The 13223-nt window shown below is 66.4% G+C and carries 18 protein-coding genes; 8 read left to right on the forward strand and 10 right to left on the reverse strand.

The window, feature by feature from the left end; all coding sequences use genetic code 11:
* The 3 genes from E5P3_RS08620 to E5P3_RS08630 all read left to right on the forward strand — a co-directional run bounded on the left by E5P3_RS08620 (window position 1) and on the right by E5P3_RS08630 (window position 1881).
* The gene (locus E5P3_RS08620) at window positions 1–423 is read left to right on the forward strand and encodes a BLUF domain-containing protein (protein ID WP_068680094.1); all 423 of its coding nucleotides are present in this window, start codon (window positions 1–3) and stop codon (window positions 421–423) included.
* 24 nt (window positions 424–447) lie between these two features.
* On the forward strand, window positions 448–1269 hold the full coding sequence (locus E5P3_RS08625; protein WP_162589595.1) for a DUF429 domain-containing protein: 822 nt from the start codon (window positions 448–450) through the stop codon (window positions 1267–1269).
* 102 nt (window positions 1270–1371) lie between these two features.
* Window positions 1372–1881, forward strand: coding sequence for a BON domain-containing protein (locus E5P3_RS08630; protein WP_162585594.1), 510 nt, complete (start codon window positions 1372–1374; stop codon window positions 1879–1881).
* Between the two features lie 81 nt (window positions 1882–1962).
* On the opposite strand, the gene E5P3_RS08635 is transcribed toward E5P3_RS08630, so the two are convergent.
* The 6 genes from E5P3_RS08635 to E5P3_RS08660 all read right to left on the reverse strand — a co-directional run bounded on the left by E5P3_RS08635 (window position 1963) and on the right by E5P3_RS08660 (window position 5501).
* Window positions 1963–2508 carry a ferritin-like domain-containing protein gene (locus tag E5P3_RS08635; RefSeq protein ID WP_162585595.1) on the reverse strand — a complete coding sequence of 182 codons (546 nt, stop codon included), beginning with the start codon at window positions 2506–2508 and terminating at the stop codon, window positions 1963–1965.
* Window positions 2505–2981 carry a hypothetical protein gene (locus E5P3_RS08640; protein WP_162585596.1) on the reverse strand — a complete coding sequence of 159 codons (477 nt, stop codon included), beginning with the start codon at window positions 2979–2981 and terminating at the stop codon, window positions 2505–2507. Before E5P3_RS08640 ends, E5P3_RS08635 begins: the two co-directional genes overlap by 4 nt.
* A complete protein-coding gene (locus E5P3_RS08645) occupies window positions 2953–3333 on the reverse strand; it encodes a hypothetical protein (RefSeq protein WP_162585597.1) in 381 nt (126 codons plus the stop codon). The genes E5P3_RS08640 and E5P3_RS08645 overlap by 29 nt, the downstream gene beginning before the upstream one ends.
* Window positions 3334–3372: 39 nt before the next feature.
* Window positions 3373–3747, reverse strand: coding sequence for a hypothetical protein (locus tag E5P3_RS08650; protein ID WP_162585598.1), 375 nt, complete (start codon window positions 3745–3747; stop codon window positions 3373–3375).
* Between the two features lie 56 nt (window positions 3748–3803).
* Window positions 3804–3965 carry a DUF1328 domain-containing protein gene (locus tag E5P3_RS08655; RefSeq protein WP_083944504.1) on the reverse strand — a complete coding sequence of 54 codons (162 nt, stop codon included), beginning with the start codon at window positions 3963–3965 and terminating at the stop codon, window positions 3804–3806.
* A gap of 165 nt (window positions 3966–4130) precedes the next feature.
* Entirely contained in the window at window positions 4131–5501 is a 1371-nt protein-coding gene (locus E5P3_RS08660) for a CHASE3 domain-containing protein (RefSeq protein WP_232073051.1), read from the reverse strand.
* Window positions 5502–5608: 107 nt separating this feature from the next.
* Here E5P3_RS08660 and E5P3_RS08665 point away from each other — a divergent pair, with 107 nt between their 5' ends.
* A complete protein-coding gene (locus E5P3_RS08665) occupies window positions 5609–6241 on the forward strand; it encodes a response regulator (protein ID WP_068680104.1) in 633 nt (210 codons plus the stop codon).
* A gap of 73 nt (window positions 6242–6314) precedes the next feature.
* On the opposite strand, the gene E5P3_RS08670 is transcribed toward E5P3_RS08665, so the two are convergent.
* Window positions 6315–6719 (reverse strand): response regulator, encoded by a 405-nt coding sequence (locus E5P3_RS08670; RefSeq protein WP_162585599.1) that lies wholly within the window; start codon window positions 6717–6719, stop codon window positions 6315–6317.
* Between the two features lie 293 nt (window positions 6720–7012).
* On the opposite strand from E5P3_RS08670, the gene E5P3_RS08675 reads away from it, so the two are divergent.
* The gene (locus E5P3_RS08675; RefSeq protein ID WP_162585600.1) at window positions 7013–7219 is read left to right on the forward strand and encodes a hypothetical protein; all 207 of its coding nucleotides are present in this window, start codon (window positions 7013–7015) and stop codon (window positions 7217–7219) included.
* A gap of 38 nt (window positions 7220–7257) precedes the next feature.
* The gene (locus tag E5P3_RS08680) at window positions 7258–9234 is read left to right on the forward strand and encodes an AsmA family protein (protein ID WP_162589597.1); all 1977 of its coding nucleotides are present in this window, start codon (window positions 7258–7260) and stop codon (window positions 9232–9234) included.
* A gap of 27 nt (window positions 9235–9261) precedes the next feature.
* On the opposite strand, the gene E5P3_RS08685 is transcribed toward E5P3_RS08680, so the two are convergent.
* The 3 genes from E5P3_RS08685 to gpmA form a co-directional block, all read right to left on the reverse strand.
* A complete protein-coding gene (locus E5P3_RS08685) occupies window positions 9262–10023 on the reverse strand; it encodes a HesA/MoeB/ThiF family protein (protein ID WP_162585601.1) in 762 nt (253 codons plus the stop codon).
* 52 nt (window positions 10024–10075) lie between these two features.
* Window positions 10076–11518, reverse strand: coding sequence for a S41 family peptidase (locus tag E5P3_RS08690; RefSeq protein ID WP_162585602.1), 1443 nt, complete (start codon window positions 11516–11518; stop codon window positions 10076–10078).
* Window positions 11519–11619: 101 nt separating this feature from the next.
* Window positions 11620–12363 carry a 2,3-diphosphoglycerate-dependent phosphoglycerate mutase gene (gene gpmA, locus E5P3_RS08695; RefSeq protein WP_162585603.1) on the reverse strand — a complete coding sequence of 248 codons (744 nt, stop codon included), beginning with the start codon at window positions 12361–12363 and terminating at the stop codon, window positions 11620–11622.
* A 73-nt stretch (window positions 12364–12436) separates the two neighbouring features.
* Here gpmA and E5P3_RS08700 point away from each other — a divergent pair, with 73 nt between their 5' ends.
* Together E5P3_RS08700 and grxC are read left to right on the forward strand one after the other, a co-directional pair.
* Window positions 12437–12844, forward strand: coding sequence for a rhodanese-like domain-containing protein (locus E5P3_RS08700; protein ID WP_162585604.1), 408 nt, complete (start codon window positions 12437–12439; stop codon window positions 12842–12844).
* A 23-nt stretch (window positions 12845–12867) separates the two neighbouring features.
* Window positions 12868–13128 carry a glutaredoxin 3 gene (grxC, locus tag E5P3_RS08705; protein ID WP_162589598.1) on the forward strand — a complete coding sequence of 87 codons (261 nt, stop codon included), beginning with the start codon at window positions 12868–12870 and terminating at the stop codon, window positions 13126–13128.
* The last annotated feature ends 95 nt before the right edge of the window (window positions 13129–13223 follow it).

Raw genomic sequence — 13223 nt, forward strand, 5'->3', positions numbered from 1 at the left:
ATGCTCGTACGCCTGCTCTATGTCAGCCGTGCTGTCGACACCAGCCCCGGCGCAGTGGAGGCCATCCTCGCGCAATCGCGCTCGCACAACCCCGCCTGCGGCATCACCGGCATCCTTTGCTATGGCGGCGGTGTGTTCCTGCAGGCCATCGAGGGCGGGCGGACCGCGATCAGCGAGCTCTATGGTCATATCCAGAGAGACCCGCGCCACAAGGACGTGGTGCTGCTGCACTACGAGGAAATCTCGGAACGTCGCTTCGGCGGCTGGACCATGGGACAGGTCAACCTGTCCAAGCTCAACGTCTCGACCCTGCTGAAGTATTCCGAAAAGCCGGAGCTCGACCCTTATTCGGTCTCGGGCAAGGTTTCGCTCGCGCTGCTGGAAGAGCTGATGGCGACCGCCGCCATCGTCGGCCGTCACTGAGGGCGGCGTCCCGCGGTGCCCGCCCTGCTGCTGGGCTGCGATTTCTCCAGCGCGCCGAGCGCGCGCAAGCCCATCGTGCTGGCCCTTGACTGCGCCACACCGGATGGCGTGGCCTTGCGGCGGCTCGAGCGCTTCACCTCGCTCGAAGCCTGGCGTGGGTGGCTGGCCGACCAGCCTGCCTGGATCGGCGCGTTCGATTTTCCCTTCGGCCTGCCGCGGGAACTGGTCACGCATCTCGGCTGGCCGATGCAATGGCGGGCACTGATCGCCCACTACGCCGGCCTGGATCGCGCCCTGATCCGCGAGACCTTCGCCGCCTTCTGCGCAGCGCGACCCGTGGGCGGCAAGTTCGCACACCGCGCGACCGACGCGCCGGCCGGCTCCAGCCCTTCGATGAAATGGGTCAACCCGCCCGTGGCCTTGATGCTGCACGCCGGCGTGCCGCGGCTGCTGGAGGCCGGCGCGGCCCTGCCAGGCCTGCATGTGCCGGCCGGCGCCGCCAGGCGCATCGCGCTCGAGGGCTACCCGGGCCTGCTGGCGCGAGAGCTGATCGGCCGGCGCAGCTACAAGAGTGACGGTGCCGCCCTCCAGGGCGCCCCGCGGAGCGAAGCGCGCGCTGAGCTGCTTGCCGAGCTCGAAGGCGGCGCCACGCGCCTGGGCCTCAGGCTGGCGGTCGGCGGTGCCGAGCGCGACCAGCTGCTGGCCGACGCGCATGGCGACTGCCTCGATGCGGCGCTGTGCCTTGTGCAAGCTGCTTGGGGCGCGGCTCGCCAAACGAGCGCCGGCCCGGGCTACGGGCTACCAGCGGCCATGGACCCCCTGGAAGGCTGGATCCTCACCGCCTGAAGTCCTACATCACCTCACGGATGGTGCCGGTGCTCAATGTTGGTGCCCGCTCGCTACCCTTGCCCGGTGGTCCGAACGGACCGTTCATCCAAGGAGCTTGTCATGATCACACCCATTTCCAATCGCAACCGGATGGCACTGCTGCTGGTGGGCGGTGTGCTGGTGCTTGCCGCCTGCGACAAGGGCGGCAAGCAAACGGCCGGCGAGAAGCTGGATTCGGCCATCGCCAAGACCGAGCAGGCAGGAGACGAGGCGAAGGCCAAGGCCGAACGCCTGGCTCGGGAAGCCGCGCAGAAGGCGGGGTCGTCGAGTGCTTCGGCCGAGTCCACGATCAAGCGGGAGTCCCAGGACGCCATCGACGCGGCCAAGACAGCGGGCGCCTCGGCGGCCGCCACCGTCGACGATGCCGCGATCACCGCCGCCGTGTCGGCGGGCTTGGCAAAGGATCCCGACCTGAGAGCGACCAGCATCGACGTCGACACCCAGGGTGGAACCGTCATGCTGAAGGGCCCGGCGCCCAATGCCGCGGCCAAGCTCCGCGCGACGGAGATCGCCAAGGCGGTGAAGGGTGTCAGCGCGGTCGACAACCAGCTGCAGGTGAAGACCATGTAGGCCCGCCCGCCGCCTTGGGCAGTCGACAAAAAGCCCGGCTTTCGCCGGGCTTTTTCCTGGTGGGCGCTTCGCGCGCCGTGCTCAGTGGCCTAGCCAGTCCTTGAGCTCGTCGGCGTGTTCTTCCTCATCGCTCAGGATCTCCTCCAGCATGCGCCGGGTGGTGGGATCCTTGTCGCCGACCAGCGAAATCATCTGCCGGTAGGTTTCGATGGCGATGCGCTCGGCCACCAGGTTGGCGCGCACCATGGACTGAAGGTCCTTGGATTCATCGTACTGGGCGTGGCTGCGCTCGCGCAGCGTCTGCGGGTCGAAGTTCGGATCGCCACCCAGCTGTACGATGCGCTCCGCGATTTTGTCCGCGTGGGCAGACTCTTCGTTCGCGTGCACTAGGAACTCGTCGGCGATCGCCGGCGAGGCCTCGCCGCTGGCGGTGAAGTAATGGCGCTTGTAGCGAAGCACGCAGACCAGCTCCGTGGCCAGTGCGTCGTTGAGCAGTTGCACGATGTCGTCGCGCCACGGCCCGTAGCCCGGCGTCACGGCGCCCTCGTCCAGGCTCCTGGAGGCCGCGTCGATCTTGGTTTGGTCCAGCACCAGGCGCTGGGGCTTCTCGGCTGTTGCGTTCGTCATGGGGAATCCTTTCGTGGGGGACTGTTCGGGTTCTTGTGCATCAGCGTGGTCACGAGATCGGCCACATCGGATGTCTTGAGCACCGCGGCGAGCACTGCCGTGATGGACAACAGGCGCCAGGGCCTGATCAGCACGACCAGCGCTCCAGTCCCGGCCGCGGCGGCGATGAGCTTGCCCGGCTGTTCGCGCGCGTAACGCTCGATCAGGGGGCGGGCGAGCTGTCCCGCCGCGTTGGCCGGATGGCGGCGCCACCAGCGCTGCACGACATTGCGCGTTACCGAGGCCCAAGCAACGCGGTCAATGATCGTTTCGCGCCGCGTCTGTTGTGCAGCCGCTTCATCGGCCGGTTCCCCGTTGGATGCACGATGCTCGCGGCCCTGCAGCTGCGCGACCAGCGCACGGCGCGAAATGGCGAGCCGCTGCTGCGGCGTCAGGCTCTCGCGCTCAGCGGCCACGGGCGTCTCCTGCAGCATGGAGGGCATGGATATCGGCATCCACCTGTGCGCGCAACTCGTTGAATCCATGGAATTGGATGGGGCGCGCCGCGACGTAGCCGGCGATCAGCGCGATGGCCGCCGAAACGCCGGGAACCGCGACCAGCACCCAATGAAACCCGCCCTGGACCACGCCGAGCATGATGGCTGTCCCTGTCAGGCCCAGGGCCAGCATGCCGGCAACCGCTGCAAGCACACCGGCGACGAGCCGCCCTATCAGTCCCTTGCTGGCCTCTGCCGCTTCGAGCCTGAGCAGCGCCGCATAGTTCGAGGCATGTTCGACGAAAAGCTCGGGATGCCTGAGCACCGTGGAAAAAATGGGATGGAACATGGTGCGGCAGGCTGCGGCAGGAACGGTGACGCTTTCAGGTCAGTAGTCGTCCCGGCTGCGGCGGCTGGCGAGCACGATCAGGGCGGTGATGACGGCGCCGGCCGCGGCAGCGACGAGCACCGAACGCACCGGTTGATCCGCAATGTACCGGCCCGTCACGTCGGCAGCCTGTTCCAGGCGGCGCTGGGCACGGGCGCTGGTCGTCGAGGCGGCATCCAGGCCTCGCTGCACGGCTTGCTGCACACGGGCTGCAAGCTGCTCGACGGTGGGTTCGGCCTCGCGGCGCAGGTCGCGAACCTTCTCGCCTGCCGCGTTCACCGCGTTCTGGGCATATGCGCGGGTGGTGTCGATGGCGTCGCTGGCAGTTTGACGTGCCTCTTCAGCCATCTGCGACGGGGTCTTGATCGTGCTCATGAGAAAAGTCCTTCCGGGAGAAAAGTTGCGAGAGCCTGCTCATCGTAACGACGCAGTCATCGTCGCATCAAGCCCGCGATGAAACTGGCAAGCGCCAGCACGATGAAGATGACGAAGAGGATCTTGGCGATGCCTACGGCGCTGGCCGCGATGCCGCCGAAGCCGAAGACAGCAGCGATCAGCGCGATCACCAGGAACACGACTGCGTAGTACAACATGTTGGACTCCTTTGTGAGCTCGTCTCGTTGTGATGGCGGCCCTTCGCGTTGGCGAGAGCATGGAACGAACGTTAAAGGAGGGCCCTTCAAGACCCTGTCAGCAGCCGAGGCCTGGAGGCGTAGGAGAGGGCCGAATGGCGGCACCTGCGGGTGCGGGGCCTGCGGTCAGGCCAGCTGGCTGGCCGGGGAAGGGGCGGGCGCCGCAGCGGTCGGCAGGCTGGCGCTCAGGCGCGTCCCTTGGCCCGGGATCGACGAGATGGTCAGCTTGCCCTTGGCCGTCTGGACGCGATGCTGCATGCCTGCCAGGCCGTGGGAGGACGCGCGGGCAGCCTGCATGTCGAAGCCCTTGCCGTTGTCGCTCACCTCCACCACGACATGGTTGCCGTAGTTCTTCATCACGATGCTGGCTTCGGTCGCTTGCGCGTACTTGCCGATGTTGGTCAGGCTTTCCTGCACCATCCGATAGACGGTGAGCTGGTTGGCTTCGTCGAGTGACACCGGCTCAAGCACCATCTCGACCTCGATGGCGGAGCGCTCGGCAAACTCGCGCCCCAGGATCTCCAGCGAGGCGATGAGGCCGAGGTTGGCCAGCGAGGAGGGTCTCAGGTCCTCGATGATGCGGCGCTTGAGGGCAATGCCGCTGTTCAGCAGCTCGTTCATGTGCTGCAACCGCTGTATCGCTTCGGGCGAATCGACCAGGCGGGACTTCAGCCGCGCCACGTCGAGCTTGGCAGCGGTCAGCAGGGAGCCCAGCTCGTCATGCAGCTCGCGGGCCAGGAAGCCGCGCTCGGTCTCCCGCACCTCCTGCAGATGGGTGGCGAGCTCGGCCAGCGTCGCGGTCCGCTCCCGCACCTCGTCCTCCAGCGCATTGCGCTCGCGCTGCAATGCTTCCTGCTGGCGCTCGCCGGCCGAGCGCAGCGCATGCGTCTGGCGCAGGTAAAGATAGAAGGCCGCCAGCCCCGCCAGCGCCACCAGCCCGATGCCGATGCGGGAGAAGCGCAGCGAACTCGCGATCTGTGCCTGCCCCCGCATCAGGGCTTCGTTGCTGAGCGCGGTCAGCTCGCCGGTCTGCTGCCGGATGGCCTCCATTTCCTCGCGGCCGACATCCGTGGTGATCACGAATTTCCAGGCATCGTCGTTCCCCTCCCGCCGCAGCCGCACGCTCATGTCGATTTCGGCAAGCTTGCGCGAGACATGCTTGGCGAGCTCGGCCAGCCGCGCAGACTCGGCGGGGCGGTGGGCGTAAAGCGACTGGAGCGCGGCCAGCTGCCCATCGACCTTCTTGACCGCACTGTCGTAAGGTTCGCGATAACGTGCTTCCCCGGTCAACAAATAGCCTCGCTGACCCGTTTCGGCATCGACAATGCTCTGCAGCAGGAGATTGAGTGCGAGTCGTACGCGCTGCGCCTCGCTGATCTCGATCAGCGCCTTTGTGGATTGCCGGTAGCCTGCCTCGTTGATGCCCACGAGCGCAAGCGCCGCGAGCATCGCGAGCGTGAGGCCGGCGGCCATCTTGGGGAAAGCTAACCAGCGCATGGGGTCTCCGGGGGACGCGAGCAGTTCAAATTCAGGAATAATCGACGTGAATCAGGGGGCAGTTTGCTGCGACGCAAAAGGCCGCGACAGGACAAAGAAGGTATCAGATGATCAAAATTGGAATTGTGGATGACCATGCCATCGTGCGCTCCGGCCTGCGCCAGTTCTTCTCGGAGCACGTCGATTTGCGCGTGGTCGGGGAGGCCGCAAGCGGGCGCGAGGCGATCGAACTCGTGCGTACCACGGAGCTGGACGTGCTGGTGATGGACCTTTCGATGCCCGGGCAAAGCGGCATCGACGCGCTGGCAATGATCCGCGCCAAGGCTCCGGACGTCGGCATCCTCATCCTCAGTGGATACCCCGAGGAGCACTACGCGATGAACCTGATCCGGCAGGGGGCGAGCGGCTACCTCAACAAGGAATGCGATCCGATGGAAATCGTGAACGCCATTCGCACCATCTCGCTGGGCCGCCGCTACATCACGCCCGCCGTGGCCGAGCTGCTGGCACGGCAGCTCGACCGCAAGGACGACGCGGCCCCGCACGAGCAGCTGTCGGAGCGCGAATTCCAAGTCTTTCTCAAGCTGGCCAAGGGCGAGACGGCGGGTGATATCGCCAAGACCCTGTCGCTCTCGGTCAAGACGGTCAGCACCTATCGCACGCGGCTCATGGAGAAGATGAACCTCTCCTCCAACAGCGACCTCACGTATTACGCGCTGAAGAACAAGCTGATCGATTAAGTCGCGGAACGCGCCCTCGCAATGCCGGGCGCGACGCATGGTCGGGCCATGAGCGCGATCAGGTAGCGTGACTTCAGCTCGAACCCGAGGTCTGCCGCAGCGTTGAGGCCTGCTCGATGCAGAAGTCGATGAGCGCATCGATCTCGTTCGACTTGTCGAATACCGCATCCACGCCGAACTGGGCGCACCGCTTACGGATGTCGGGGGTGGCGTAGTTGCTGAGCACCACGATCTTCTGATCGGGCCGTCGCGTGCTGACGGCCTGCAGCACGCCCAGGCCACTGCCCTGCTTGAGAAACAGGTCGACGATGGCCAGTTCCCACTGTTCGCTGTTCTCCGCCAGCCAGCGGACAGCCTCTGCTTCGGTTTCGGCGAAGCCGACGGCCGAAATGCACGTGAGCTCTTCCAAAGTGCCGACGAGGTTCTCGCGGATCGTGACGTTGTCTTCGACGATGTAGGTTTTCAATCTGAGGTCCATGGAGAACCGCGCGTCTGCCTGGAATGAAACTCCGCGACCTTAGCGGATGACCGCGATGAAGGCTAGTTGTAAATGTTGCTACCAATGACTGAACGGCATCATGCCGCCTGCGCCGCCGTGCGGATGTAGGCGCGTTCTTACGAGCTTTGTGGTCTGACTGCCCGTAGGCCGCGCCTCACAGCCGCTGCTGTCGGATGCCGACCCTCGCGCACGGCGACGCGCCTTTACGCTTCAAAGGCATCGAGTTGCAGCGCTCCTGCCGCAGCTTCGAGCTCCGTCACCGAGGTGCCAAGATGAAGATGATGTGGAACTACGGGGCCATCAGCCTGTTGACCCTGGCTGCCGCCGCAGTCGTGGCTCTCGGGGAACCCGCGAGTGCCGAGTTGAAGGTGGTCGAGGCCGCCACCGCCGCCGCGACGGTAGGCGCGACTGCCCTGTGCTTCCTCGCCTCGCCCGCCTCCATCACCTCGACGCCCGATCGAAAGACGACTGTGCCGTGACCGCATCGCCCGCCCGCAAGCCGCGTTTGTCGACCTGGATGAGGGTCGGCGCGGTAGTGCTGGGGCTGTTTGCGGCGCTGCTGCTGGTGCTGGCCCTGTTTCCGTGGGATGCGCTGCGCGGGCCGATCAATCGCTATGTCAGCGAACAGACGGGCCGCAAGTTCGAGATCACCCGCCGCCTGGATGTGGATCTGGGATGGCGGGCCGCCACCGTGAAACTCGACGGCATCGAGTTTGCCAACCCCTCATGGGCGCGCGAGCCCTATCTGGTCCGGGCCGAGCGCGCGACCTTCGACATCCGGCTGTGGCCGCTGCTGGCGAAGCGGGTCGTGATTCCGCACATCTTTCTGGCCTCGCCGGCGCTGGGCCTGCAGATGGAAGAGGACGGCCGGCGCACCTGGGCCTTGGGCAAGAACACCGCGGACGAAGGCACCGTCCCGGTCATCGGCCTTTTGGAGGTCGACCAGGGCACGCTCGACTTCCTGGCGGCACACCTCGGCGTCGATCTGCGCGCCGACTTCAGCTACGACAGCAGTCGCGGGGAGCTGCCGCTCGACTTTCGCATCAAGGGGCGCTACCAGGGACAGCCGCTGACGGCGCAGGGCCGGACCGGCAACGTACTGCAGCTCAACGCGGCCGGCCAGCCCCCGTTCCCGCTGGAGATCGATGCGGCCGCTGGTCATACGCGCCTGAAGGCGAAAGGTACGGTGGCGGAGCTGGCAAACTTGGACGGCGTCGATGCCCGTTTCGACCTCAAGGGCCAGAACCTGGGCGACCTGTACGGCTTGCTCGGCATCGCATTGCCCCAAACCTCGCCGTATGCGTTGAGCGGCGAGCTGCGCAAGCGCGCCAAGCTATGGGAGGTGGCGAGCCTCCAGGGCAAGCTGGGCCTCTCCGACATCGGGGGCGACATGAAATTCGATCAGTCGCAGAAGGTGCCATTCCTGTCCGGCGCCCTGCGCTCGCGCGTGATGGACATGGACGACCTCGGCCCGCTGATCGGCCTGCCGCCCACCGAGCGCTCGGCCAAGGCCATCGAGGGCCTCCCACCGCCGCCGAGCATTACCGAGGTCAAGCGTGCGCGGCGCGACTCCGGCCGCAAGGTGCTGCCCGCCGCCACGCTCGACTTCGAGCGGCTGCGCGCTATGAATGCCGAGGTGAAGTACACGGCCGATCGCATCAGGAACGTCCGTGAGTTGCCGCTGGACAAGGGCAGCGTGCAAGTGAAGCTGCGGGACGGCGTGCTGACGCTCGATCCGCTCAACCTCGGCGTGGCCGGCGGGTCGCTCGCCGGCGCCGTGCGCATCGACGGCGCGCAGAACCCTGCCGACATCCGCGCGGCGCTGAACGTGCGCGGGATGCAGCTCAGCCGGCTGATCCCCAAGGTCGAAACCATGCGCACCAGTTTCGGCAAGCTCGATGGGCGGATCAATCTCTCCGGGCGCGGCAACTCGGTGGCGAGCTGGCTGGGCCATGCTTCTGGGGACGTCGCCGCGCTCACCGGTCGCGGGGAGTTTAGCAACCTGCTGCTGGAGTTCATGGGGCTGGATGGCGGCGAGATCATCAAATTTCTTCTGCGCGGCGACAAGAACGTGGTGCTGCGCTGTGCCGCCATGGCCTTCGACGTCGACAAGGGCACCATGGTGAGCCGCAGCGTCGTGCTGGATACCGAGGACACCCTGTTCAACGCAAGCGGCCAGATCAGCCTGTCGAAGGAAACGCTGGACTTCGTGGTGAGGCCCGAGCCGAAGGACAGGAGCATCCTGTCCCTGCGCACGCCGCTGATCATCGGCGGCACGCTTGCCTCGCCCAGCGCCAGCCTGGAGGCCGGGTCGCTGGTGACACGCGGCGCTGCGGCCGTCTTGCTGGGAGCGCTCAACCCCTTGCTCGCGCTTGCCGCTACCGTCGAGACCGGGCCGGGTGCGGACGCCGACTGCCAGGGGGTACTGGCCCAGGCCAAGCGGCCCAGTGCGGGCGAGGCGGCGGCCGGCGCAGCCAAGGCCCGGAAGCAGTAGCAGCGGCGGAAGTCTCGCGGGTGGCGATCAGCTCGCCGCCGGCCGGTGGCCGCAGACGCTGCAGCCCGGATCGCGCGCCACGCGCAGTGTGTCGAAGGCCGTGCGGCGTCCGTCGAACATCAGCAGGCTGCCCGCCAGCGAGGGGCCGATGCCGGCAAGCAGTTTCAGCGCTTCGTGGGCTTCCAGCATCCCGATGGTGCCGACAACCGGCGCAAACACGCCGAGCACTGCGCAGCGCGTTTCCTCGAAATGTGCGTCGGGGGGGAACAGACAGGCGTAGCAAGGCGAGGCGGCATCGCGCGTGTCGTACACGCTCAGCTGGCCGTCGAAACGGATCGCCGCGCCGGCCACCAACGGCTTGGCGTGAGCCACGCAGGCGCGGTTCACGGCGTGGCGGGTGGCGAAGTTGTCGCTGCAGTCGATCACCACGTCGGCCGTGGCCACCAGCCGATGCAGCAGGGCCTCGTCGGCGCGCTGCACATGGGTCTCGATGCGAATCTCCGGATTGATGTCCCGCATTGCCGCGGCCGCCGATTCGACCTTGGCCTGGCCGACACGGGCGGTGCTGTGGGCGATCTGGCGCTGGAGGTTGGTGAGGTCGACCTCGTCGTCGTCAACCAGCGTGATGCGGCCGACGCCGGCTGCCGCGAGGTAGAGCGCCACCGGCGAGCCCAGCCCGCCGGCGCCGATCACCAGCGCGTGGCCGGCGCTGACGCGTCCCTGGCCGTCGATGCCGAATTCCTCGAGGAGAATGTGGCGCGAATAGCGCAGCAGGTCCTGGTCTTCCATGCGCCGCGCGGGCCGATACCGGCGCTCCCCCGACGGGAGCTGGCGTGCCGGATCAGTTTTCCTTCTTCTCTTCCTTGTTCTCGACGATCACCTGCGTCTTGCTCACGAGCACCGGCTGGCCCTTGAGCCTGTTCAGCGCCTGCACCAGGGGGAAGTCCTTCTCGTTGCCGAACTCGGGCACCTTGCGGTCCTGCGGCGGTTTCTTGGCTTCCTCCTCGAGGCGCTTGCGCGCCTCGTCGCGGGCCTTCTCCCGCTCGGGGTCCTTGGCCTCGGGGCCCTGGCCGCTCGCCAGGTGCTTCTCGAGGTCGGCCTCGCGCATGCGCAGCGCCGCGAAGGGGCTACCCTCGGCGCTCTCGTCGACCAGCACATTGGGCACGATGCCCTTGGCCTGGATCGAGGTCCCGCTGGGCGTGTAGTAGCGTGCCGTCGTGATCTTGAGGCCGGTGTCGGGGCCGAGCGGGCGCACCGTCTGCACCGAGCCCTTGCCGAAGGTCTGGCTGCCCATGATGATGGCGCGCTTGTGGTCCTGCAGCGCACCGGCCACGATCTCGCTGGCGGACGCCGAGCCTTCGTTCACCAGCACCACCAGCGGCACCGTCTTGAGCGACGGCGGCAGGTTGCGCAGCGGGTCGCTGCCCGCGCGGCGCTGGTAGTACTCGGGCGCGGCCTTGTAGACCGACTTGCTCTCGGGCAGCTGGCCGTCGGTGGACACCACCGTGACGTTCTCGGGCAGGAACGCGGCCGAGATGGCCACAGCCGCGTCGAGCAGGCCGCCCGGGTCGTTGCGCAGGTCCAGCACCAGCCCCTTGAGGTTGGGCTCCTGCTTGTAGATTTCCTCGACCTTCTTGACGAAGTCGTCGACCGTGCGCTCCTGGAACTGCGACAGGCGGATCCAGCCGTAGCCAGGCTCCATCACCTTGCCTCGCACCGACTGAGTACGGATCTCCTCGCGCGTGATGGTCACCGGGAAAGTGCGGTTCTCGTCCTTGCGGAAGATCGTCAGCAACACCTTGGTGTTGGCCTCGCCGCGCATGCGCTTGACAGCCTCGTTGAGCGAAAGCCCGCGCACCGCCGTGTCGTCGATGCGAGTGATCATGTCGTTGGGCTTGAGGCCGGCGCGGAAGGCGGGCGAGCCCTCGATCGGCGACACCACCTTGATCAGGCCGTCCTCCTGCGAGATCTCGATGCCCACGCCGACGAAGCGGCCAGTGGTGCCCTCTCGAAATTCCTTGAAAGACTTCTTGTCGAAGTACTGGGAATGCGGGTCGAGCCCGGCGACCATGCCGGAGATCGCGTCGGAGATGAGCTTCTTCTCGTCGACCTGCTCGACGTAGTCGCTCTTCACCATGCCGAACACGGCTGCGAGCTGCTGCAGCTCTTCGAGTGGGAGAGGGGCCAGTGAACCTCGTGCAACTGTTTGCAACGAGACCGTGGTCAGCGCGCCGGCAACGGCGCCGGCTGCGACCCAGCCCGTGATCTTGAGTTTCTGCCCCATTTAAATGTCCTTGTCGCCTGTCAAACCAATATACACAGCTTGGAAGCAAGTTGTCTGCCGGGGTTCCGCGTATCCGAGGGCGCCGCGGCAGATTTTCAAGCTCAGGCCTTGCCTTGCGCGGCGATCGCAGCCGCCGCCTTCTCGGCGGCTGCCGCATCGCCGAGGTAGTAGTGCCGCAGCGGCTTGAGCTCGTCGTCGAGCTCGTAGACCAGCGGGATGCCGTTCGGAATGTTGAGGCCGACGATGTCGTCGTCGGAGATGCCGTCCAGGTATTTGACCAGCGCGCGGATCGAGTTGCCATGCGCTGCCACGACCAGCCGCCGGCCTGCGCGGATCGCCGGAGCCATCGACTCGTTCCAGAAGGGCAGCACGCGCGCCACCGTGTCCTTGAGGCATTCGGTCAGCGGCACCTGTTCGGGCGCCAGCTTGGCGTAGCGCGGATCGCCGCGCTCGCTGCGCGGATCGCTGGGCTCCAGCGCCGGTGGCGGCACGCTGTAGCTGCGGCGCCAGATCAGCACCTGCTCGTCGCCGTACTTCTTGGCCGTCTCGGCCTTGTTGAGGCCCTGAAGCGCCCCGTAGTGGCGCTCGTTGAGGCGCCAGGAATGCACCACCGGCAGCCAGGTGCGGTCCAGCTCGTCGAGCGTGTGCCACAGCGTGCGGGTGGCGCGCTTGAGCACGCTGGTGTAGGCCACGTCGAAGTCGTACCCCTCGGCCTTCAACAGCCGGCCAGACTGCTTGGCCTGCTCGATGCCGAGCGGAGTGAGGTCGACATCGGTCCAGCCGGTGAAGCGGTTTTCGAGATTCCAGGTCGATTCGCCGTGGCGGATCAGTACCAGTTTGTGCATGGGGGAGGCCTTTGGGAACGCTTGCCAAAACCCGACATTCTAAAATCCGCGATTTGCCACTCAAGAGAACACCGTGAAATTCATCGTCGACAACTGGATGCTGATCCTGATTGCGCTCAGCTCCGGCGGCATGCTGGCCTGGCCGCTGCTGCGTGGAGCCACCTCCGGGTCACTGACGGCGCAGGGCGCGGTGCAGCTGATCAACCGCGAGCGCGCCGTGGTGGTCGATGTGCGCGAGCCGGAGGAATTCGCCGCCGGCCACATGACCGGCGCCAAGAACGTGCCGCTCAACCAGCTCGAGGAAAAGCTCGCTGCCGCGGTCAAGAACAAGACGGTGCCCCTCCTGCTGGTGTGCGCCACCGGAGCGCGGGCCCAGCGTGCCGTGGCCATCGCCAAGAAACTCGGTTACGAGCAAGCCCAAGCCGTGGCTGGCGGGCTGAAATCCTGGAAAGAGGCTAACCTGCCGGTTGAAAAGGCCTGAACTTCCCATCCCACATGAGCACGATGCAAGCCGTCAAGATGTACACCACCGCCGTCTGCCCCTACTGCATTCGCGCGAAGCAAATTCTCAAAGCCAAGGGCGTCGAACAGATCGAGGAGATCCGCATCGACGGCGATCCGCAAGCCCGGATCACGATGATGAACATCACCCAGCGGCGCACCGTCCCGCAGATTTTCATCGGCGACACGCATGTCGGCGGCTGCGACGACCTGATCGCCCTCGACGGCCGCGGCGGACTGGTGCCGCTGCTGCAGGGCGGCTGACGCCGCGGGGCGATAATCGCCCCTTTTCCCATCCATCCAAACACGCCAGCCCGCCGTCGGGACATCTCTTCCCCCGGCGGGCGTTGTTTTGACCT

The sequence above is a fragment of the Variovorax sp. RA8 genome, assembly GCF_901827175.1.
In the GTDB taxonomy this organism is placed as follows: Bacteria; Pseudomonadota; Gammaproteobacteria; order Burkholderiales; family Burkholderiaceae_C; genus Variovorax.